A 20,263-nucleotide genomic window follows, 5' to 3' on the forward strand; every position below is an offset into this window, starting at 1 on the left:
GGGGGGGGGGGGGGCGCCGCCCCCCCCCCCCCCCGAAACCATACAAAATAGCGAGTGCGGAAAGCCGGAATAAGCTTCCAATAAAAATATGAATATTACTTTTCGATATTATCAAATTGCTGAAAAATAAATGAAATACAGTTCAATCATTTCTGAGTAAAGCTGCCGTTTAAAGAGGATAGAAGTTTAGAATAACTATAAATTATCAGCCTAAAATAAAGGAATTCAATACATTATAAATACCTCAAAAACAATAACTCCTTCTGGAATATTCTCGGAACTATTTTTGCATCCTATTCATTCATAATCACTAAAAAATATGAATTATGAATACCAACAGACTTTCCGAAGCGATGGAAAAAGCGCTTAGTGATCAGATGAATAAAGAGATCCATGCAGCACACGTTTTCTTATCGTACGGAATTTGGGCAGACGATAAAGGGTATCAGGGAATTGCCAACTTCCTGTACAGACACGCTCAGGAAGAGAGAAACCATTCCATCAAATTTATGGAGTATGTCCTAAACAGAGGCGGTAAACCAAAAGTGGAAGCCATACCTGCGCCACCGGCTGATCCTGAATCTCTTACCGCTTGTTTTGAAGGCGTGTTTAAGCATGAAGTAGACAATACTACTTCGATATACAGAATCGTAGATATGGCATTGCAGGAAAAAGACTGGGCGACATGGAACTTTATGCAGTGGTTCGTACAGGAGCAGATTGAAGAAGAAACCCTTGCGATGAACCTTATGGACAAACTGAAAATTGCTGGCGGAGACCGCGCTACAAACGAGTCATTATTTACTTTAGATAAAACACTGGAAAAAGCACCTAATGATGTTGCCCTTGCTCAGGAAGCTACAGGTGACAATCCGTAGAATAATTTTATTGAATCAATATATTAATCTGTCAGTTTCTGGCAGATTTTTTATTATGAAACTCCCTTTAAAATCACTATCTTTGCACACTCATAATTCAAAGATGATAGTTTCGAGTTTAACTAAGCGGTTTGTATAGCATACCTTAAACTTTGAACCTTAAACCTTGAATTTTTAAATATTAATTTGAATCTAACGTTATGAAATGTGGAATCGTAGGCTTACCGAACGTAGGTAAATCAACTCTTTTTAACTGCCTGAGCAACGCAAAAGCACAGTCGGCCAACTATCCTTTCTGTACCATCGAACCCAACCTGGGAACAGTTTCCGTACCGGATCAAAGATTGTTTGAGCTGGAAAAAATAGTAAAACCGGAAAGAGTTTTGCCGGCGGTTGTAGAGATCGTGGATATTGCAGGTCTTGTGAAAGGAGCCAGCAAAGGAGAAGGGCTGGGCAACCAGTTTTTGGCCAACATCCGCGAATGTGAAGCGATCATCCACGTATTAAGATGTTTTGATAACGGAAACATTGTGCACGTAGAAGGTTCCGTAGATCCGTTAAGAGACAAAGAAATCATCGATATTGAGCTTCAGCTGAAAGACCTTGAAACCGTAGGAAAAGCGGTTGAAAAAGCAAAAAAATTCATCAAATCCGGAAAAAAAGAAGATATTCTCGCATATGAAACATTGCAGAACCTTCAGAAATTTTTGGAAGACGGGAAGAACGCCAGAGAATTTGCAACGGATGATTTTACAAAATCAATTATTGCAGAGGTTCAGTTACTGACCAATAAGCCTGTTCTGTATGTTTGTAATGTAGATGAAAACTCCATTAAAAACGGAAATGAATGGATCGGTAAAATTGAGGAAATGGCTAAAAATGAAGGAGCGGAAGTAGTGGTACTGGCTGCTCAGATTGAAGCAGACATCAACGAATTGGAAACTTATGAAGAAAGAGAAATATTCCTTGAAGAACTGGGACTAACAGAACCGGGTGTAAACCGTCTCATCAGAAAAGCGTATGATCTGTTAAAACTTCAAACGTATTTCACGGCAGGGGTTAAAGAGGTAAGAGCCTGGACGATCGGGCAGGGATGGACGGCGCCGCAGGCTGCCGGAGTAATCCACACCGATTTTGAAAAAGGTTTCATCCGTGCAGAAGTAATTAAATATGATGATTACATGCAGTACGGTTCTGAAGCGAAAGTAAAAGAAGCAGGAAAACTTTCGGTAGAGGGGAAAGAATACATCGTGAAAGACGGTGACATCATGCACTTCAGATTCAACGTATAAAAATATTAAAGTTAGTTATTATAGAAAAACGCTTCCGATTTATTTTGGGAGCGTTTTTTGCATTCATGTCGGAAACTTTTAATCATGAAAATTTTATATTTCCTTGCATTTATATTGCTTATTTCCTGTTCAGAAACCGTGGAAGACTGGTGTTTTGCTGGCTTGAAAGACAAATTCACTTATTATCAGGAGAAAAAGCCTTTTACGCACACTTTATGAATTATTGATGCCTCAATACGCAGACACTGAAGGCAATTTAAAGAAAATGCATTACACATTCACTGTTTTTGAAAGTGATTGCGATTACTTTCATCAGGTCAATACAGACTACAGGATTTTATTTATTCCGGAAAGTGACAAAGAAAAACGTATTACGTGAAGTTGACAGATGTCACAAGTGAAAATATTTCTAAGATAAAGAAAGATAAAAAAAATCCGGATAAATTTTATATTTCAACATCAGGCAACAGTTATGAAAGTGACTATTCCGCCGAATACAAAAACGGAAAATGGAAACTGGAAATGTTCGGAGGAATTGTTATTTAATTTACGTGCAATATTTCGTACATTTGAATTATACAAATTTAAGTATGGAAAAAGCAATGCACACTTCCTACGCAACGTTGGATGATTTTTACCGTGAAATGACTTCCAAGCTGGGAACAAATATCGAAAGCATATTCCCAAAAGGCCTGCATAAAGAAATCGGGCATTTCAATATATTTGATATTGCACAAACGATAGAAAAGGCAAAGCTTACTTCCGAAATGCCCTATAACAGAAGAAAGTATTACAAAATAAGTCTGATAAGAGGAAGAAACAGAGCGGAATACGCAGATAAAATCATTCAGATTAAAAACAATGCATTGTTGTTTGCCACTCCGAAAGTTCCCTACCACTGGATTCCCGAAGATACCAACCAGTCGGGAAGCTTCTGCGTATTTACAGAAGATTTCCTTATTAAAGATAAATCATACAACACCCTTGAAAGCCTGCCGATCTTTCAGCCCGGAAATATTCCCTTATTTGAAATTGATGATGAACTGGCAGACGAAATCGAACAATTGTACCGGAAGATCAAAAAAGAAATAGACTCCGATTATATTTTTAAATACGACCTTATCCGGAATTATGTCCTTGAATTGATTCATTACGGACAAAAGCTTCAGCCTGCCTCAAAATTATCAACCTCAAATGATGCTTCTTTAAGGGTAGTTTCACTCTTTATCGAATTGCTGGAAAGACAGTTCCCCATAGAATCCTCCGATCATAGACTGCAGCTGAAAACCGCAAAAGACTATGCCGACCGACTGGCCGTTCATGTGAATTATTTAAACAAAAAACTAAAAGAAAGCACCGGTAAAACGACTACGGAAATTATTGCTGAAAGAATTGTGCAGGAGGCAAAGATTATGCTTAAACAGACCAAATGGAATATCTCTGAGATTTCTTATGCTTTGGGATTTGAAGAAATTGCCCATTTTTCCAACTTCTTCAAAAAGAAAACTTCACTGGCACCTATGGAATTCCGTTCGTGATTTGAATTTTGCAAATTTCAGTTTGATTAAAGCAAACTTTCATGATCTGAATTTTGTGAACTTTGTTTCATCAAAAAAATAAAAAATAATGGAAGCAAGAACAAAAATTGCATTAGTTACCGGCGGAAGCCGTGGTTTAGGAAGAAATTCAGCAGTTAAGATCGCTCAGAAAGGGCTGGATGTGATCATTACCTACAACAGCAATAAAGAGGAAGCTGATAAAGTAGTAAGTGAAATCCAGGCATTGGGCAGAAAAGCCATTGCTTATCAACTTAACACAAAAAACGTAGGAAGCTTTGATGATTTTGTAAAAACTGTGGGAGATCATCTTGAGGAAAACACAGGCAGCAGAAATATTGATTACCTGATCAATAATGCAGGGACAGCATTATATGCACCGATTCCTGATGTAACCGAAGAGCAGCTGGATGATGTGGTGGATATTCATTTCAAGGGTGTGTTTTTTCTTACGCAGAAATTTTTACCTTACCTGAATGATAACGGAGGAATTATCAATATTTCTTCAGGACTGGCCAGATTTGCATTACCCGGATCTTCGGTATACGGTTCCATCAAGGCCGGAGTGGAAATGCTTACAAAATATATGGCGAAAGAATTAGGGCCGAGAAGAATTAAAGTGAATGTTGTAGCTCCGGGAGCCATAGAAACGGATTTCGGAGGAGGAAGAACCCGTGATGATGAGCATGTTAATGCCATGGTTGCCGGAAATACCGCTTTAGGAAGGGCAGGGCTTCCTGATGATATCGGCGGAATCGTAGCTTTCCTTTGTACCGAAGATGCCGGCTGGATCAACGGGCAAAGAATTGAAGCATCCGGCGGGATGTTTTTATAAACCATATCCGGTGGCTGTTATCAAATTACCAATTACAAAAAGGTGGCTGATCTCGAAGCCACCTTTTTTATTATATTTTACACAAATTCTCAATCGCTTTTTCTAAGGTTTCCTGTTTTTTAGCGAAACACAAACGGATCACATTTTCATTCCGTTTATTTTTATAAAAAGACGAAAACGGAACACTGGCTACTTTATGGGAAATCGTGAGTTCACGGGCAAAATCAATATCGCTTTGATCGGATATTTTATCATATTTCAAAGCCTGGAAATAGGTTCCTTCGCAATCCAGCAGCTCAAAAGAAGTTGCCGACAGTCCCTTCCTTAAAAAATCTCTTTTCTCCTGGAAAAATGTACTCAAGCCATTATAATGCTCAGGATTTTTCATGTATTCAGCCAAAGCCAGCTGAACAGGTGCGTTTACTGAAAAAACATTGAATTGATGAACTTTTCTGAATTCTGCGGTTAGGTTTTCAGGAGCGGCACAATATCCTGTTTTCCAGCCTGTCACATGAAACAATTTCCCGAAAGATGCCACCAAAAGGCTTCTTTCTTTCAGTTCCGGATATTTGCATATGCTTAGATGTTGTCTTCCGTCGAAAACAATATTTTCATACACTTCGTCGCTTAAAATAAGAATGGAGGTGTCTTTGACAATGGTGATAAGCTCCTGAATATCAGTTTCCTTTAAAATTTTTCCGGCAGGATTGTTCGGATTGTTGAGGATAATCATTCTGGTTTTATCCGTCACCAGGTTTCTTACTGCGTTCCAGTCAATCTCATAATCCGGGGCTTTCATTTCGAAACGTTTTACAATTCCCCCGAAAAGTTCAACCGTAGGCTCATAACAATCGTAGGCCGGTTCGAAAATAATTACTTCATCATCTTTTTTTATAAAGCTGGCAATCGTGGTAAAAATAGCCTGTGTTCCTCCTGCTGTAATCGTTATTTCCGTATCAGGATGGTAAACGGCTTGGTGAGCGTTTTCAATTTTTTTGGCAATTTCTTCTTTGAGACCGATCATTCCGCCCATTGGCGCATATTGGTTAAACCCTTTTCTGATATAATGATCGACATAACCGAGCAGTTCAGGATCCGGCATAAAATCAGGAAATCCCTGCGACAGATTAATCGCCTCGTTTTCAATGGCCAGCTGCGTCATCTGGCTGAATATCGTTGTTCCTACATTGGAAAGCTTTGACAATGGAAGTTGTATCATGAAAGTCTTTTAGAATACCGAATTTAATTCAAAAATTTTAATATCAGCGTATGTATTGTGTTTGATTTGAATAATTTCAAAGATATGTTTACTAACTTTCAGAAATTTTATTTATTAACAGTTCGCCCTTCCAGGGCTCCTCAATTCGTTTTTTTACTTTAACGGCTCTTATGTAAATATTCTCAGTTTAACTTAAATTCCTCAACAAATTTTAAATAAATTCGGTTTATTCTTTTTTATTTGATGAAATAATATAATTACGTGTTTGTGCCTGTAAAACCGTAGATTTTCAGATAAATATTCTTGAAAAATAATTCAAAACCTTCGGATATTTTTCATCAATTTCGTATTTTTGTATGTTTGCTGAAATATATATGTCACAAGAAATAAATCCAATCTATTCCGAAGATAACATCAGAACCCTCGATTGGCAGGAACACATCCGTTTGCGCCCCGGAATGTACATCGGGAAGCTGGGAGACGGTTCTTCTGCCGATGACGGGATATACATTTTGCTGAAAGAAATCCTGGACAACTCTATTGATGAGTTCAGGATGAAAGCCGGTAAAAGAATCGAAATAAAAGTAGATGACGGCAAGGTTACCATCCGTGATTTCGGAAGGGGGATTCCACTTGGAAAAGTAGTGGATGCTGTTTCTAAAATGAACACCGGAGGAAAGTACGACAGCAAGGCTTTTAAAAAATCTGTAGGTCTGAATGGGGTTGGTACAAAAGCCGTAAATGCGCTTTCGGAATATTTTCGCGTTCGCTCGTTCCGGGACGGAAGGCTGAAAATGGCTGAGTTTTCCAAAGGGATGATCACTGAAAATTTTGATGAAAAAGACACCTCAGACCGAAACGGAACGGAGATTTCTTTTATTCCGGATGGCGATATTTTCCTGAATTTTAAATTCAGAAAAGAGTATATTGAAAGAATGCTCCGGAATTATGCCTATCTTAATCCCGGGCTTAAAATATTTTTCAACGGCGAAACTTTTTATTCCGAGAACGGACTTAAAGATTTGCTTGATGAGGAACTTGAAAATGAAACGCTTTATCCTATCGTTCACCTGAAGGATAATGATATTGAAGTAGCGATAACGCACACCGACAAATCCCAGACGGAAACGTATTTTTCTTTCGTTAACGGACAAAATACCACTCAGGGCGGAACGCATCTCAATGCTTTCCGTGAAGCGTATGTGAAAACCATTCGTGAATTTTTCAATAAAAATTTCGATGCTTCTGACGTCAGAAAGTCCATCGTGGCTGCTATTTCCATCAATGTGGAAGAGCCTGTTTTTGAATCCCAGACCAAAACAAAATTAGGTTCCAATGATATCGGACCTAACGGACCTACTGTAAGAACATTTGTCATTGATTTCCTGAAAAGTAAACTGGATAATTTTTTACATAAAAATCCTGAAGTAGCAGAAGCGATTCAGCGGAAAATTTTAATTTCCGAAAGAGAGCGGAAAGAGCTTTCCGGAATACAAAAATTAGCAAGAGAACGGGCTAAAAAAGTTTCCCTTCACAACAAAAAGCTGCGTGACTGCAGGCAGCATTACAACGACCAGAAAGCCGAAAGGAAAGGAGAAACCCAGATCTTTATTACCGAGGGGGATTCTGCATCAGGGTCTATTACCAAATCAAGGGATGTGGAAACACAAGCTGTATTTTCATTAAAAGGAAAACCTTTGAACTGCTATGGGCTTACAAAAAAAGTGGTATATGAAAATGAAGAATTCAACCTGCTTCAGGCCGCTCTGAATATTGAAGAAAGCCTTGAAGATTTGCGGTACAATCAGGTAATTATCGCAACCGATGCCGATGTAGACGGAATGCACATTCGTTTGCTGATGATTACGTTCTTTTTACAGTTCTTTCCGGATCTTATCAAAAACGGACATCTTTATATTCTTCAGACCCCTTTGTTCAGGGTAAGGAATAAAAAAGAAACAAGATATTGCTATTCGGAAGCGGAAAGGGTAAAAGCGTTAAACGAGCTCGGAAAAAACCCTGAAATCACCCGATTCAAGGGATTAGGAGAGATTTCTCCGGATGAGTTCAAGCATTTTATTGGGAAAGACATCCGTCTGGAACCTGTAGTGGTAGGAAAAGATCAGACCATCGATCAATTGCTGGAATTTTATATGGGTAAAAATACACCGGACAGACAGGTTTTTATCCTGGAAAATCTTGTTGTAGAAGACCCGGATATTGATAAAAAAGAAGTATTGAGTTAACATATTGCAGATGAGAAAATAAAAAAAATCGATAAACCACAAAACACAAAGAAAAAAAATGAGACTAAGTAACCGCAACAAAACTTCGGTGTACAGCTTTATTAACACATTGCTGATTATGTTCCTGGCGGCCGGCACCGGAGCTTATTTCCTCGAAGAAAGCAGGATTAAAATTTTAGGAAAAGAAAGCCTGCTGCTTATTGCCGTACCGTTATTTCTGATACTTTTGTTCTACCTCAACGGAAGGCAGATTTTTGAGTATGACAGCGAGGGTGAAGCTCTTCATTTCAGAAACAGGAATGTGATACCTTTCCTGCAAAAGCCTCTGAGTGATGAATTTCCTAAATACAAGCTGCTGAAGTTCGAGGTTATTAAGGTATTTTTTATGAAAAGATTGTACATTACAATTTCCAGTAAAAACAACAGAACCATCATGCTGAAATATGAGATATCTTATCTCACAAAAAAAGAACTTACTGATTTAAGATTATCTTTAAATAAAGTAGTTAAAACCAATAAAGAGAAAAGCGTAAATAGATAAATGACAACTGAAGAACACCCGCACGAAGGTGAAAGCTTAAAAAAAGTTTCCGGGCTTTATAAAGACTGGTTTCTGGATTATGCTTCTTATGTAATTTTAGACCGGGCCATTCCGTCGGTTTATGATGGCTTCAAACCTGTTCAGCGAAGAATCATGCATTCCATGCGTGAGCTGGAAGACGGACGTTACAACAAAGTAGCCAACATTGTTGGGAATACCATGAAGTACCATCCCCACGGTGATGCCTCTATTACAGATGCCATGGTGGGAATCGGGCAGAGAGAACTGCTGATCGATACCCAGGGAAACTGGGGGAATATCTATACCGGAGATTCTGCGGCGGCAGCAAGATATATCGAAGCAAGGCTTACCCCTTTCGCACTGGAAGTGGTTTTCAATCCGAAAACAACAGAATGGGCAAAATCTTATGACGGCAGGAATAACGAGCCGATTGATCTTCCCGTAAAATTCCCGCTGCTTCTGGCGCAGGGGGTGGAAGGAATTGGGGTGGGGCTTTCCACTAAAATTCTTCCCCATAATTTTAATGAATTAATCAATGCTTCCGTTGCTTATCTTAAAGGGAAAAAGTTCGAGCTGTTCCCGGATTTTTTAACGGCAGGCTTCCTGGATGTTTCTGAATATAATGACGGACAAAGAGGCGGAAAAGTAAGAGCCAGGGCTAAAATTTCACCTCTGGATAAGCATACGCTCATCATTACGGAACTTCCGTATTCGAAGACGACAAGTGATCTTATTGATTCCATCATCAAAGCCAATGAAAAAGGAAAGATCAAGATCAAAAAAATTGAGGACAATACCTCGGATAAAGTTGAAATCCTGATTCATCTTCACAATGATGTTTCTCCGGATAAAACCATCGATGCATTATATGCATTTACCGATTGTCAGGTAACGATCTCCCCGAATGCGTGTGTGATTGTAGGGGACAAGCCAATGTTCATGAATGTTTCCGATATTTTAAAAATGAATACTGACCACACGGTTTCATTGCTTAAAAAAGAACTGGAAATCGAGCTTCATGAATTGCAGGAAAGCTGGCATTTTTCTTCTCTCGAAAGAATATTTATTGAAAACAGGATCTATCATGACATTGAAGAGGTGAAAACCTGGGAAGAAGTTTTAAAAACTATCGATAAAGGATTACAACCTCACACCGGACATCTATTAAGAGCAGTCACTGAAGAAGATATTTTAAGGTTAACAGAAATCAGAATTAAGAGAATTTCAAGATTCGATTTAGATAAATTTAAAGAAAATATTGCGGCATTGGAAGGTAAAATCGAGATGGTAAAGCATCACCTGGATAACCTTGTTCAATACGCTATCGATTATTACCTTAATATTCAGAAAAAATACGGAAAAGACCGCCAGAGAAAAACAGAGCTCAGGATTTTCGATACCATTGATGCTACGAAAGTAGCCGTGGCCAATGAAAAATTCTATGCCAACTTTGAGGAAGGCTTTATCGGGACATCACTGAAAAAAGATCAGTATCTTTTCGATTGCTCAGATATTGACGACATTATTACTTTCAGGAAAGACGGAAGCATGAAGGTGGTAAAAGTGGAAGCAAAAACATTTATCGGAAAAGATATCCTGCATGTTGCTGTCTGGAAGAAAAACGATAAAAGAACAGTGTATAACATGATCTACCGTGAAGGCAGGGAAGGCCCATACTACATGAAAAGATTCTCTGTGACAGGCGTTACAAGAAATACCGACTATCCTTTGGCTTCAGATAAAAAAGGCTCGGAAGTGCTGTATTTTTCGGCCAATCCAAACGGTGAGGCTGAAACAGTGTCCGTTCTTCTAAAACCGAATCCAAGAATCAGGAAAAACAAGATGGATGTTGATTTTTCCGAATTGGCCATCAAAGGCAGGGATTCCAAAGGAAACCTGGTAACCAAATATTCCGTGAAAAAAGTAGACCTGAAAGAAGAAGGAGTTTCTACACTTGCCCCGAGAAAGATATGGTTTGATGATACGGTACGAAGGCTGAATGCCGACGGACGCGGTACTTTACTGGGAAGCTTTAAAGGCGATGATAAAATTTTAACGATTAATACAAACGGTGAAGCAAAGCTCGTTTCTTTCGACCTCGGGAATCGTTTCGATGATGAATATCTGGTATTGGAAAAATGGAAACCGAACCAGCCGGTAACCTGCATTTATTTTGACGGAGAAAAAGATATTTATTTCATCAAGAGATTCTTGTTTGAAAATACACCGAATATCCAGACCTTTATGCCATCGGAACACCCGAAATCATTTATCGAAAACGTAATTGTTGCCAACGGCGCCACTGCCGAAATCATTTTCGCCAAAGATAAAGGCAAGGAAAGAGATCCCGAAACCGTAAACATTGATGAATTTATTGCCGTAAAAGGAATTAAAGCCATCGGAAACCAGTTTACGAAATTCAAGGTAAAGACCATTAATATAACCGTTCCTGAGCCTGATGAAGAAGAACCTGAAGTGTATGAAGATCCCGAACCTATAGCCGGAATAGACGAGGATGGCATGATTGGTGATTTGTTTCAGGGAGAAAATAATTCCGATAATTAAATTGAAAAAGTATGAATGTTTTAATACTCATTATAGCCATTACCGCCATTATAAGTTTCGTTGTGCCCAACGGAAGCAGTAATTTCGAAAAATATAAGTTCAACGTAGGAGCCATCCGCAACAGAAATGAATATATCCGCCTGCTTTCCTCAGGATTCCTGCATGCAGATATTTTTCATCTTTTGTTTAATATGATGACGTTGTATTTTTTCGGACCGGTAGTGATGCAGGCTTTTGGCAATGTAGGCTTTATCCTGATCTATTTCGGGTCCATCCTGTTGGGAAATATTTTTTCACTTTTTGTGTACCAGAGACAGCCGTGGTATTCGGCAATCGGAGCGAGCGGAGGTGTTTCCGGGATTTTATTTGCCTCTATTGCGATGATTCCTCATCTTGAAATTTATATGTTTTTCATTCCGATCGGTATTCCCGGGTTTGTATTCGGACTTCTTTATTTCAGCTACTCTGTTTATATGATGCTGAATCCGAATCAGCATGACAACATCGGTCACGCCGCACATTTGGGAGGTGCGTTTTTCGGACTGGTGTATGCTGTTGCTACCCAGCCGCAGGCTGCCATCACTAATTCTCCTTTTCTGGGGATTATGGCGCTTCCGCTGATTTATCTGGCGTATGAAATTTTTGTCCGTAAAAGAATAGGATAATTAAAATTAAATGATAAAGCAAAACCAATGAGATGTTCATTGGTTTTTATTTTATCCCAAAAATAAAACGATCGTTTCCAGATAAATCTTTGATTAATTCAGCTTCTGTAAAATCATTTGTGTACAATTTCAGTGTTTCCGGGCCTAATTTCTGGTTGATTTCCAGAAACAATAATCCATTGTCTGATAAATGTTGATGAGTATCTTCAGCAATTTTCCGGTAAAAAATCAGGGCATCTGAAGTTGGGGAGAAGAGCGCCATTGTTGGTTCAAAACCTTTTACAGAAGCTTCAATTTCATCCTGTTCGTTAATCCCGATGTAGGGTGGATTTGAGATGATGACGTCAAATTGTTCTTTCATCTCAAAATTCAGGTAATCGGCGTGAATTAAATTAATCTTTAGCTGATGGAAATCTGCGTTCTTTTTCGCCACTTCCAGTGCTTTTTCAGAATAATCAATAGAAGAAACTTCCGCATCCGGAAAGTGTTTTTTTAGCACCAGAGGAATAATTCCGCTTCCCGTTCCGATGTCGAGGACTTTTAATGTCTTTTTAGTTATTTCGACAGAAATTGCTTCTAAAGATTCTTCATTATGCTTGTTAACTTCGTTCGTAAACCTTCGGCTTATATTCAGAATGACAAAATGCTGTTTTATTTTTTTGATGGCAAATTCCAGCAGCTCTTCCGTCTCCGGGCGGGGAATCAGAACATGTTCATTGACAAAAAAAGTCATTCCATAGAATTCCGTTTCACCCAGAATATATTGGTAAGGCTTGCCTGTTTTTAATTCAGAAAGAGCTTCAGAGAGTTTTTTCTCATCATCAATCAACAGTTCCTGATCAGAAAATTTTCTCTGGTAAAATGAATCAAATCCTGTAATTTTTTCAATAAAGACTGAACTTAAGAAAACCATTTCAGAATCGGTATACAATCCGGAAAGCTCAGCTTTAAAATGTTTTTTATATTCTGAAATCGTCATTTATCTTGTAAAAACCAATTTGGTGTCGGTAGATTTGTCTTCATCAATTCTGTAGCCTTCATAGTTGAATGCTTTTACGTCATTCAGTGTTTTTGCGTGGGTTTCTGCACAAAACCTTACCACCAGTCCTCTTGCGTGTTTTGTGTAAACAACAATCGTTTTTGGCTTTCCGTTTTTTAATTCATAAAAATCAAAATCAATGACGGGATGATTGAGTTTTTTCCGGTCTACCACTTTAAAATATTCGTTACTCGCCAGATTAAGGAGAATTTCATTCTTTTTCATTTCAGCATTCAACTGGTCTGTGATTTTCTCTTTCCAAAATTCGTAAAGATTTTTATAGTGTTCAAATTCAAACGGCCTTCCCATTTCCAGACGGTACAGCATTACTTTATCCGAAGGTTTCAGCAGTCCGTATAACCCCGAAAGAATTCTGTGGTTTTTCTGCAGGTAATCTACTGCATTTTTATCCAGTGTTTTGGCATCCAGACCTCTGTAAACTTCACCGGTAAAAGCAAACAGCGCCGGAGCAGATTCTTTTGCCGTAGGTTTTGCTTTCCATTTCTGGTTTCTTTCCCAGTTTTCATCTGCGAGCTTTGAGGAAATTTCCATCAGCTCAGAAAGGTATTTCGGTGATTTTTCTTTAAGGTAAGATTGTATAAGAGCTGCATCATCAATGAATTTGGGAACTGTTGTTTTGAGCAGATCCGTAGCATTTTCGGTATTCATTAATTTGGCAGGTGAGGTAAGTATTTTCATATGTTAAAATACAGGTATGTGAGTATCAGTAACAATAAATTGTTAATTTATATATTTTAAATAATTCCTTTTCCCTGTCGGATCACTTCCGGCTCTCCGGAGGTGAGATCGACAATTGTAGAAGCAACATTGTCTCCGTAACCGGAATCAATGACGATGTCTACCAAATGATCATATTTTTCTGCGATCAGTTCAGGATCGGTAGAATATTCTATGATTTCATCATCATCTTTAATGGACGTTGAGGCTATCGGATGTCCTAATTTTTCCACAATCAGCTGGGGAATAGGATGGTCCGGCACACGGATGCCAATGGTTTTATGTCCTTTATAAGCCAGAGGCAGGCTTTTATTCGCATCCAGGATAAAAGTGAACGGGCCTGGAAGATGGCTTTTCAGAAACCTGAATACAGAAGTGTCAATTGGCCTTGTAAAATCCGAAAGATGGCTAAGATCATTACAGATTATGGAGAACTGGGCTTTTTCCAGTTTCATTTTTTTAAGCTGTGCCAGCTTTTCCATGGCTTTAATATCAAAAATATTACAGCCTAAAGCATATACCGTATCAGACGGATAAATAATAAGACCGCCGTTATTTAGTATTTTAATCACCTCATTCATAAGATTTTCCTGAGGGTTTTCGGGATAAATTCTCAATATTTTTGCCATAGTTCAAAGATACAAATATTAAAATAGTTTTGGTGAAAGTCCTTTATTTAAAAGAAAAATTAGGATTTTTAAAAATTTTTCGTATATTTGCAATCCAATATCGCGGGATGGAGCAGTAGGTAGCTCGTCGGGCTCATAACCCGAAGGTCATCGGTTCGAGTCCGGTTCCCGCTACTAAGATTAACGTTGTCGGTAACGTTACAAAAAATATACCGCGGGGTGGAGCAGTAGGTAGCTCGTCGGGCTCATAACCCGAAGGTCGCACGTTCGAGTCGTGTCCCCGCTACTAAGAACGCTGTGGTGGCGTTTTAAAAATACACCGCGGGATGGAGCAGTAGGTAGCTCGTCGGGCTCATAACCCGAAGGTCATCGGTTCGAGTCCGGTTCCCGCTACTAAAGAGAGTATTGTCTACAGGCAATACTCTTTTTTTATTTTGATGTGGTACCGATTCTTTTTTCAATGGCTTAATTTATGCAGGTAGATGAGTACACCATAAAATTACAATACTATGTACAAAAAAATCCTGGCAGGTTTAGGCGGTGCCGTAGCGCTAAGCCTTCTGCACGAAGCCATCAGAAAAAATTTCGATAATGTTCCCGAGATTAATAAACTGGGAGAGGAAGCTTTAAATAAAGCATTGGATAAAGTAGACGCAAAAGTTACCAATCACGATCAGCTGTATGCAGCAACATTGGCAGGAGATGTCATTGGAAACGGAATGTATTACGCCGCAACGGCAACTACTGGTTTTAATGTAGCTTCCGGAGTCTTAATGGGACTTGGTGCAGTTGCGCTTCCTGAAAAACTTGGACTCGATGACAAGCCGGTTGCCGAGAATAATCAGAAAAAAATAATGACGGTTGCCTATTATCTCTTCGGAGCGATTGTTACCAAATTTATTTATGATAAAATAAAATAACAGTACAGATGTAAAGTCCGCAAATTTGCGGACTTTACATTTTCTTTAAGGCTGATGCTTTATGTACTGCCGATTTTCCGGTCTTTTCGCTCATGACCTCATACTGCGGTTCGTCTTCGGAAGCTCTTCGCTGCCTGTTCATAAAAACAAAATCTTTGGTGTGTACTTTTGTGATGGCGCCGTGAGTTTCTCCATTGCTGGAATTCCACCGTACCATATCTCCTTTTTTTAATGTGCTCATCTTTGTCATATTATTTATAGAATGGTACTAATTATTATGCCATACGATAATTTATACAAAAGGCAAAAAAAATCCCGCCTTCGGAAGCGGGAATATTGTTTTAAAAGCAGATTAAATTACTCTACCGTAAGCTGATTAAAAGGTTTGAGCGCATTGTCGTCAGCAGTAGTCTGGCTTAAAAATTCTTTCTTTTGATTGCCCTTCATTCTGTTGGCTGCATCACTTCCATTGAAATAAGATTCACTTAGTTTTGTGGTTACTTCAGCAGGGTTTAATTCAAATTTTGTATCGCCTTCCACACCAAGATATCCGTTCTTTCTGGTAAGGTTTGTAATATAGTTGTTGTAGTTGATAAGGGTACCTCTGAACATTGAGTTATGATACTCCATGCATTTTTTGGCTTTTTTGGATGAGTTGTTGAGGATGCAGTTGTTCATGTTTCCTCTGTAAAGACGCCACTCCAGCTCTACCTTGCCGTATTCTTTGGCTAAAGCAGCGGTTCCGTTGGTAAGAATGGAGGGATCACTTTCTTTTTCGCTGATCTCTTTTAAATGTTTGATGACTAAAGGAACTGTATTTTCAATCTTGGTTTTCGCTTCACCTATCGTACTGAAATCTGCTGCCGGAGAACCTTTTTTTTGGGCATGGGTCACATTAAAAATCAGTAGTAATAGTACAAATAACAAATTATATCTTTTCATGAGAAATTTTTAAAGCACTAAAATAAATATATTTTCTGAGTTAAGACAAATTCATTTTAATTTTATTTAATAAAATTTAACAAGTTTTAAGAATTTAAGCGATAATTTTTCCTTTTTCTGATTATTATCTGTGTGATAATTTATAGCTGTTAAAAATTTAACAAATTTTAATAAAAAATATATTGTTGATTTTCAGTAACTTACATTTTTAACTTTAGTATCACTAAAAAAATAGTTGTCTGAAAGAAAAATATTTCTACATTTGTATAACTAATTTCTTAGTGATATTGATTTTAAATAATATCATGGTCAATGATTAAATGAAAAAGGTATGAAAATTCAGACGTTAACGAAAGCAGAAGAGCAGGTAATGCAGTATTTATGGAAACTCGAAAAAGGATTTCTGAAAGATGTCCTTGATCTTTTCCCTGAGCCTAAGCCTCATACGAATACTGTTTCTACCATCCTGAAGGTTCTGAAGGAAAAAGAATTTGTTGATTACAGTGTGTACGGAAGACAGCATGAATATTTTCCGCTTGTATCCAAAGAGCAATATTCCGGAAAGACGATAAAAAGTCTGGTTAAAAATTATTTCAAGGGTTCTTATAAAAGTGCTGTTTCATTCTTGGTAGAAAAGAACGAAATGACTGTGGAAGATCTTGAAATGCTTCTTCACGAACTTAAAAAGAAAAACTGATACGTTATGGAAACTGTACTTCTATACCTGGGAAAAGTTATTGTATGTTCCGGTGTAATGTTTTTGTATTATAAGTTGTCTTTAAAAGACAAGACATTTCATCACTACAACAGATTTTATCTTTTGTCTGCGATGTTCATATCCCTGCTTCTTCCGCTGGTTAAAGTTGAAGATTTTACCATTGAAGTAAGCAATGATATTTATAAATTAATAGATACGGTACAGAATTTTAATCATAAAAATACAACCGATGATTACACTTATTTTAGAATTATTTTTTCAGCTTTGGGACTGGTTTCTTTCTATTTTTTAGGAAGATTCATCTACGGGATTTTCAGAATCCATCAGTTGAAAAAACAGTTTAAGAAAGAAAGCTTTGACGGAATCAACTTTTACCATACAGACCTTACGGAGGCACCTTTTTCTTACTTTAAAAATCTTTTCTGGAAGAAATCCATCATGCTGAATTCAGAGGTCGGAAAGCAGATTCTGAAGCACGAAATGGTTCACATTGAGCAGAAGCATTCGTTTGATAAAATCTTTATTGAGGTCATCACATCTGCTTTCTGGTTCAATCCGTTTTTTCATCTCATTAAAAAAGAAATTAGTTTAATTCACGAATATCTGGCTGATAAAAAAGCCGTAAAACAATCGGACACCAAAGCATTTGCGCAGATGCTTTTAGCAAGCCACTTTTCCGGAAACCAGTTGCCTGCCACCAGTCCGTTTTTAAGTTCTAATCTAAAAAAACGATTAAAAATGTTACAAAAACCTAAAACAAAATTCGGGTATGCGCGTAGAATTTTAGCGTTACCGGTCGTATTTTCAGTGGCTTTTGCATATCTGGTAAATGCCAAAAACCAGGAAATTAAAGCGACTAATATGGAGATTGAGAAGGCTGTTTCTCAAATCAAGCAAGAAGATAAAATTATTATTAAAAAAGATACCATTACTCCGCAATCATCTAAGGATAAAACCATTATCACTCCGAAGATCTACAGGAAATCTGAAGATGACAGGAAAATTGCTGATCTGAGCAAAAAAATTCAGGAAAAAAGCGAAGCCCTGAAAAACCTTAAGCCGGAAAGCTCAGAATATAATAAGCATCTTGAAGAAATCGGAAAATTATCTGAGGAAATCGGGAAAATAGCAAGCTCTAAAGACTTTCTTAATTCTGCCATGGTGATTAAATTCGATGGAAAAGATATAAAGTTGGATGAATATTTTAATTCCAAAGAATTTAAAGATGCTTTCAAGGAGGTTAAAGATTTTAAATTTGATTTTGAAATGCCGGAAGCCCCGGAGATGGACTTTGAATTTCCTGATGTTCCTGCACCGCCGGATGCTCCGAAAGTAAAAGTATACAAGTTTAAGGGAACGGGAGATATGATGTGGACGCCTGAAGCGGATATGGTGTTGAGATCTTCGGAAAAAGCAAAAGAATCTGCTTCTACAGCAAGAAAAAAAGCTAAGCTTGATAAAGAAAGAGCAAAGCTGAACGAGAAAAGAGCCAAGCTGGAAGGCGAAAGAGCAAAAATTGAAGCCGAAAGAAGAGCTTTGGAAGGAGGAAGAGCCTATATTTACAGCAATACATTTAAAGCATTTCCGGGAGACCGAACATTCAGAATTAATGCTGATAATATTAAGATCAGCAATAAAGGCGCATCTATTATTGCTTCAGGAATTAAAAATACAGAAGGTATAGAAAGCATGAAAATCTATATTGACGGAAAAGAATCTACAAAAGAACAGATGGAGGCCTTAAAACCGGAATCTATAAGAAGTATGAGCATTAATAAGCGTAATACAGATGGGAAAAGTTCCGGAGAAATAAAAATTGAAACTAAAAAATAAAAGTTCCATAAGCTCTGTTCTGCATTTGCAAATAGGCAGAGCTTTTTAGAAAAAATAACAATTATGAAAAATATCAGCCTACTTTTTATGTTCATAAGCATTGCTGCCGGTGCACAGATCAACCGTTTCTTCTATGAATATAAATTTATACCCGATTCCAATAATAAAGAAGATGTAAAAAAAGAAATGATGCTGCTGGATATTGATCAGAAAGGTTCCAGCTACTACAGCAGGGACAAGTTTGTTGCCGATTCCACGTCGAATGCAGAAGTGCAGAAGCAGATTAAAGGCGGCGGCGGAAACATCAACATCAGCAGAAAGGAAAAGCAGGGACAAGTAGGCTATAAGGTAACGAAAAGCTATCCCGATTTTAAGACTTATCTTTTTACGAGAATTTCCATGGATCAGTATAAAGTAATAGAAGACCAGAAACCGGAATGGAAAATCCTACCCGAAAAACAGAAAATAGGAGAGTACAACGCACAAAAAGCAACTACCACCTACGGCGGAAGAGAATGGATTGCATGGTTCAGTACGGATATTCCTTTCCAAGACGGGCCATACAAATTTTACGGGCTTCCGGGGCTTATTGTAAAACTTGAAGATATCACCGGTTCTCATGTCATGACCTTGGTAGGAAATAAAAAAATGGAAACCCCCGCAGTTTCAGAAGATATGGAAGTTCCGGGAAATGTAAGAATTATGGGACTTGGAGGAAAAGAGCTTGAAATTTCAAAATCTCAATATAAAAAATTGTGGAAAGATTATGTGAATGATCCTTCTAAGAGTATGAGAGAAATGATGATGGGAAATGATAATACAAGAGTAAGCTTCAAAGTACGAACACAGGACGGTAAAGAAATTTCAGACCCCAACCAGGTATTCAGGGAAATGGAAAAAAGAGCCAAAGAATCATTAGCTAAGAACAATAATCCTATTGAACCGGATTTAGTAAAATAAATTATAAATTGTTTTCAAAGCAGGATGAAAGATAGATTTCATCCTGTTTTCTTTTATTATCTTTAGAACTAAAACCATTACATCATCACAAAATCATGACAGAAAAAGAAAAATGTGCAGCCGGACTTTTATACAATGCCAATTATGATCAGGAACTGATCCAAGAAAGAATCGCTGCCAAAGATCTTTGCGGGGAATACAATCAGCTTAAAAATTCCGACTCTGAAGGAAGATTATCTTTATTGAAAAAAATACTGGGAAAGACAGGAGAAAATATCTGTATCGAACCCAGCTTCTGGTGCGACTATGGCTACAATATTGAAGCAGGAGAAAATTTTTACGCCAATCACAACCTCGTCATTTTGGATTGCGCTAAAGTCAGTTTCGGTGACAATGTATTTATCGGGCCTAATTGCAGCTTCTACACAGCCAGTCATCCCATTGATGCAAAACAACGCAATGAAGGGCTGGAAACAGCGCATCCAATAAAAATAGGCAATAACGTATGGTTCGGTGGCAATGTAGTGGTTCTTCCCGGAGTTTCCATTGGAAATAATACTGTAATCGGCGCAGGGAGTGTGGTAACCAGAGATATTCCGGAGAATGTAGTGGCAGTAGGAAACCCTTGTAAGCCCGTCAGAAATATCGATCAGTAAATTTTCGGCG

20 protein-coding genes and 3 tRNA genes are annotated in these 20,263 nt (G+C 38.0%); 17 read left to right on the forward strand and 6 right to left on the reverse strand.

The annotated features are described in order from the left end of the window. Window positions 1-326: 326 nt before the first annotated feature. From SOP96_RS17505 to SOP96_RS17525, 5 genes are all read left to right on the forward strand, one after another. Window positions 327-878: a ferritin gene (locus SOP96_RS17505; protein ID WP_326322187.1), complete on the forward strand. Its 552-nt coding sequence runs from the start codon at window positions 327-329 to the stop codon at window positions 876-878. A gap of 200 nt (window positions 879-1,078) precedes the next feature. Continuing rightward, window positions 1,079-2,170, forward strand: a complete 1,092-nt coding sequence (ychF, locus tag SOP96_RS17510; protein ID WP_326322188.1) for a redox-regulated ATPase YchF — start codon at window positions 1,079-1,081, stop codon at window positions 2,168-2,170. 375 nt (window positions 2,171-2,545) lie between these two features. Beyond that, window positions 2,546-2,716, forward strand: a complete 171-nt coding sequence (locus SOP96_RS17515; protein ID WP_326322189.1) for a hypothetical protein — start codon at window positions 2,546-2,548, stop codon at window positions 2,714-2,716. 44 nt (window positions 2,717-2,760) lie between these two features. Then, window positions 2,761-3,708: a helix-turn-helix domain-containing protein gene (locus tag SOP96_RS17520; RefSeq protein WP_326322190.1), complete on the forward strand. Its 948-nt coding sequence runs from the start codon at window positions 2,761-2,763 to the stop codon at window positions 3,706-3,708. Between the two features lie 88 nt (window positions 3,709-3,796). Further along, the gene (locus tag SOP96_RS17525; RefSeq protein ID WP_326322191.1) at window positions 3,797-4,561 is read left to right on the forward strand and encodes an SDR family NAD(P)-dependent oxidoreductase; all 765 of its coding nucleotides are present in this window, start codon (window positions 3,797-3,799) and stop codon (window positions 4,559-4,561) included. Window positions 4,562-4,631: 70 nt separating this feature from the next. Here the strand turns inward: SOP96_RS17525 and SOP96_RS17530 are convergent, their stop codons facing one another. Next, window positions 4,632-5,780, reverse strand: a complete 1,149-nt coding sequence (locus SOP96_RS17530) for a methionine aminotransferase (RefSeq protein ID WP_326322192.1) — start codon at window positions 5,778-5,780, stop codon at window positions 4,632-4,634. A 374-nt stretch (window positions 5,781-6,154) separates the two neighbouring features. Here SOP96_RS17530 and SOP96_RS17535 point away from each other — a divergent pair, with 374 nt between their 5' ends. The 4 genes from SOP96_RS17535 to SOP96_RS17550 are packed head-to-tail and all read left to right on the forward strand — an operon-like array spanning window position 6,155 to window position 11,818. Further along, window positions 6,155-8,026 carry a DNA topoisomerase IV subunit B gene (locus tag SOP96_RS17535; protein WP_326322193.1) on the forward strand — a complete coding sequence of 624 codons (1,872 nt, stop codon included), beginning with the start codon at window positions 6,155-6,157 and terminating at the stop codon, window positions 8,024-8,026. 58 nt (window positions 8,027-8,084) lie between these two features. After that, window positions 8,085-8,567 carry a hypothetical protein gene (locus SOP96_RS17540; protein ID WP_326322194.1) on the forward strand — a complete coding sequence of 161 codons (483 nt, stop codon included), beginning with the start codon at window positions 8,085-8,087 and terminating at the stop codon, window positions 8,565-8,567. Then, window positions 8,568-11,153 (forward strand): DNA gyrase/topoisomerase IV subunit A, encoded by a 2,586-nt coding sequence (locus tag SOP96_RS17545; protein WP_326322195.1) that lies wholly within the window; start codon window positions 8,568-8,570, stop codon window positions 11,151-11,153. A gap of 11 nt (window positions 11,154-11,164) precedes the next feature. Beyond that, entirely contained in the window at window positions 11,165-11,818 is a 654-nt protein-coding gene (locus SOP96_RS17550; RefSeq protein WP_326322196.1) for a rhomboid family intramembrane serine protease, read from the forward strand. Between the two features lie 46 nt (window positions 11,819-11,864). On the opposite strand, the gene SOP96_RS17555 is transcribed toward SOP96_RS17550, so the two are convergent. From SOP96_RS17555 to SOP96_RS17565, 3 genes are read right to left on the reverse strand one after another with little or no spacing between them, the layout of a single operon-like run. Beyond that, window positions 11,865-12,797, reverse strand: coding sequence for a N5-glutamine methyltransferase family protein (locus SOP96_RS17555; RefSeq protein WP_326322197.1), 933 nt, complete (start codon window positions 12,795-12,797; stop codon window positions 11,865-11,867). After that, entirely contained in the window at window positions 12,798-13,556 is a 759-nt protein-coding gene (yaaA, locus tag SOP96_RS17560; RefSeq protein WP_326322198.1) for a peroxide stress protein YaaA, read from the reverse strand. It abuts the gene before it with no gap. 56 nt (window positions 13,557-13,612) lie between these two features. Further along, window positions 13,613-14,224 (reverse strand): L-threonylcarbamoyladenylate synthase, encoded by a 612-nt coding sequence (locus SOP96_RS17565; RefSeq protein ID WP_326322199.1) that lies wholly within the window; start codon window positions 14,222-14,224, stop codon window positions 13,613-13,615. 101 nt (window positions 14,225-14,325) lie between these two features. On the opposite strand from SOP96_RS17565, the gene SOP96_RS17570 reads away from it, so the two are divergent. From SOP96_RS17570 to SOP96_RS17585, 4 genes are all read left to right on the forward strand, one after another. Then, a tRNA-Met gene (locus tag SOP96_RS17570) sits at window positions 14,326-14,398 on the forward strand. A gap of 39 nt (window positions 14,399-14,437) precedes the next feature. Beyond that, window positions 14,438-14,510 (forward strand) — tRNA-Met (locus SOP96_RS17575). Window positions 14,511-14,544: 34 nt separating this feature from the next. Continuing rightward, window positions 14,545-14,617: transfer RNA gene (locus SOP96_RS17580), tRNA-Met, on the forward strand. Between the two features lie 116 nt (window positions 14,618-14,733). Then, window positions 14,734-15,144, forward strand: coding sequence for a hypothetical protein (locus SOP96_RS17585; RefSeq protein WP_326322200.1), 411 nt, complete (start codon window positions 14,734-14,736; stop codon window positions 15,142-15,144). Window positions 15,145-15,178: 34 nt separating this feature from the next. Here SOP96_RS17585 and SOP96_RS17590 read toward each other — a convergent pair whose 3' ends face one another. Together SOP96_RS17590 and SOP96_RS17595 are read right to left on the reverse strand one after the other, a co-directional pair. Next, window positions 15,179-15,385, reverse strand: coding sequence for a hypervirulence associated TUDOR domain-containing protein (locus SOP96_RS17590; protein ID WP_263602915.1), 207 nt, complete (start codon window positions 15,383-15,385; stop codon window positions 15,179-15,181). A gap of 116 nt (window positions 15,386-15,501) precedes the next feature. Then, window positions 15,502-16,086, reverse strand: a complete 585-nt coding sequence (locus tag SOP96_RS17595) for a hypothetical protein (RefSeq protein WP_326322201.1) — start codon at window positions 16,084-16,086, stop codon at window positions 15,502-15,504. 331 nt (window positions 16,087-16,417) lie between these two features. Between SOP96_RS17595 and SOP96_RS17600 the strand changes: the two genes are divergently transcribed. The 4 genes from SOP96_RS17600 to SOP96_RS17615 all read left to right on the forward strand — a co-directional run bounded on the left by SOP96_RS17600 (window position 16,418) and on the right by SOP96_RS17615 (window position 20,253). Then, window positions 16,418-16,783, forward strand: a complete 366-nt coding sequence (locus SOP96_RS17600; protein WP_326322202.1) for a BlaI/MecI/CopY family transcriptional regulator — start codon at window positions 16,418-16,420, stop codon at window positions 16,781-16,783. A gap of 6 nt (window positions 16,784-16,789) precedes the next feature. Continuing rightward, window positions 16,790-18,637, forward strand: coding sequence for a M56 family metallopeptidase (locus tag SOP96_RS17605; RefSeq protein WP_326322203.1), 1,848 nt, complete (start codon window positions 16,790-16,792; stop codon window positions 18,635-18,637). Window positions 18,638-18,700: 63 nt separating this feature from the next. Beyond that, window positions 18,701-19,597, forward strand: coding sequence for a GLPGLI family protein (locus tag SOP96_RS17610; RefSeq protein WP_326322204.1), 897 nt, complete (start codon window positions 18,701-18,703; stop codon window positions 19,595-19,597). Window positions 19,598-19,692: 95 nt separating this feature from the next. Next, complete coding sequence (locus tag SOP96_RS17615) at window positions 19,693-20,253, forward strand: sugar O-acetyltransferase (protein ID WP_326322205.1); 561 nt, start codon at window positions 19,693-19,695, stop codon at window positions 20,251-20,253. Window positions 20,254-20,263 lie beyond the last annotated feature (10 nt).

It is taken from the genome of Chryseobacterium salviniae, from assembly GCF_035819015.1.
Classification (GTDB): domain Bacteria; phylum Bacteroidota; class Bacteroidia; order Flavobacteriales; family Weeksellaceae; genus Chryseobacterium; species Chryseobacterium salviniae.

Excerpts from the sequence above, each read along its gene's own strand:
- SOP96_RS17505 (WP_326322187.1), top strand. The coding sequence starts at position 327 with ATGAATACCAACAGACTTTCCGAAGCGATGGAAAAAGCGCTTAGTGAT.
- ychF (WP_326322188.1), top strand. The coding sequence starts at position 1,079 with ATGAAATGTGGAATCGTAGGCTTACCGAACGTAGGTAAATCAACTCTT.
- SOP96_RS17520 (WP_326322190.1), top strand. The coding sequence starts at position 2,761 with ATGGAAAAAGCAATGCACACTTCCTACGCAACGTTGGATGATTTTTAC.
- SOP96_RS17525 (WP_326322191.1), top strand. The coding sequence starts at position 3,797 with ATGGAAGCAAGAACAAAAATTGCATTAGTTACCGGCGGAAGCCGTGGT.
- SOP96_RS17530 (WP_326322192.1), bottom strand. The coding sequence starts at position 5,780 with ATGATACAACTTCCATTGTCAAAGCTTTCCAATGTAGGAACAACGATA.
- SOP96_RS17535 (WP_326322193.1), top strand. The coding sequence starts at position 6,155 with ATGTCACAAGAAATAAATCCAATCTATTCCGAAGATAACATCAGAACC.
- SOP96_RS17540 (WP_326322194.1), top strand. The coding sequence starts at position 8,085 with ATGAGACTAAGTAACCGCAACAAAACTTCGGTGTACAGCTTTATTAAC.
- SOP96_RS17545 (WP_326322195.1), top strand. The coding sequence starts at position 8,568 with ATGACAACTGAAGAACACCCGCACGAAGGTGAAAGCTTAAAAAAAGTT.
- SOP96_RS17550 (WP_326322196.1), top strand. The coding sequence starts at position 11,165 with ATGAATGTTTTAATACTCATTATAGCCATTACCGCCATTATAAGTTTC.
- SOP96_RS17555 (WP_326322197.1), bottom strand. The coding sequence starts at position 12,797 with ATGACGATTTCAGAATATAAAAAACATTTTAAAGCTGAGCTTTCCGGA.
- yaaA (WP_326322198.1), bottom strand. The coding sequence starts at position 13,556 with ATGAAAATACTTACCTCACCTGCCAAATTAATGAATACCGAAAATGCT.
- SOP96_RS17565 (WP_326322199.1), bottom strand. The coding sequence starts at position 14,224 with ATGGCAAAAATATTGAGAATTTATCCCGAAAACCCTCAGGAAAATCTT.
- SOP96_RS17585 (WP_326322200.1), top strand. The coding sequence starts at position 14,734 with ATGTACAAAAAAATCCTGGCAGGTTTAGGCGGTGCCGTAGCGCTAAGC.
- SOP96_RS17590 (WP_263602915.1), bottom strand. The coding sequence starts at position 15,385 with ATGAGCACATTAAAAAAAGGAGATATGGTACGGTGGAATTCCAGCAAT.
- SOP96_RS17595 (WP_326322201.1), bottom strand. The coding sequence starts at position 16,086 with ATGAAAAGATATAATTTGTTATTTGTACTATTACTACTGATTTTTAAT.
- SOP96_RS17600 (WP_326322202.1), top strand. The coding sequence starts at position 16,418 with ATGAAAATTCAGACGTTAACGAAAGCAGAAGAGCAGGTAATGCAGTAT.
- SOP96_RS17605 (WP_326322203.1), top strand. The coding sequence starts at position 16,790 with ATGGAAACTGTACTTCTATACCTGGGAAAAGTTATTGTATGTTCCGGT.
- SOP96_RS17610 (WP_326322204.1), top strand. The coding sequence starts at position 18,701 with ATGAAAAATATCAGCCTACTTTTTATGTTCATAAGCATTGCTGCCGGT.
- SOP96_RS17615 (WP_326322205.1), top strand. The coding sequence starts at position 19,693 with ATGACAGAAAAAGAAAAATGTGCAGCCGGACTTTTATACAATGCCAAT.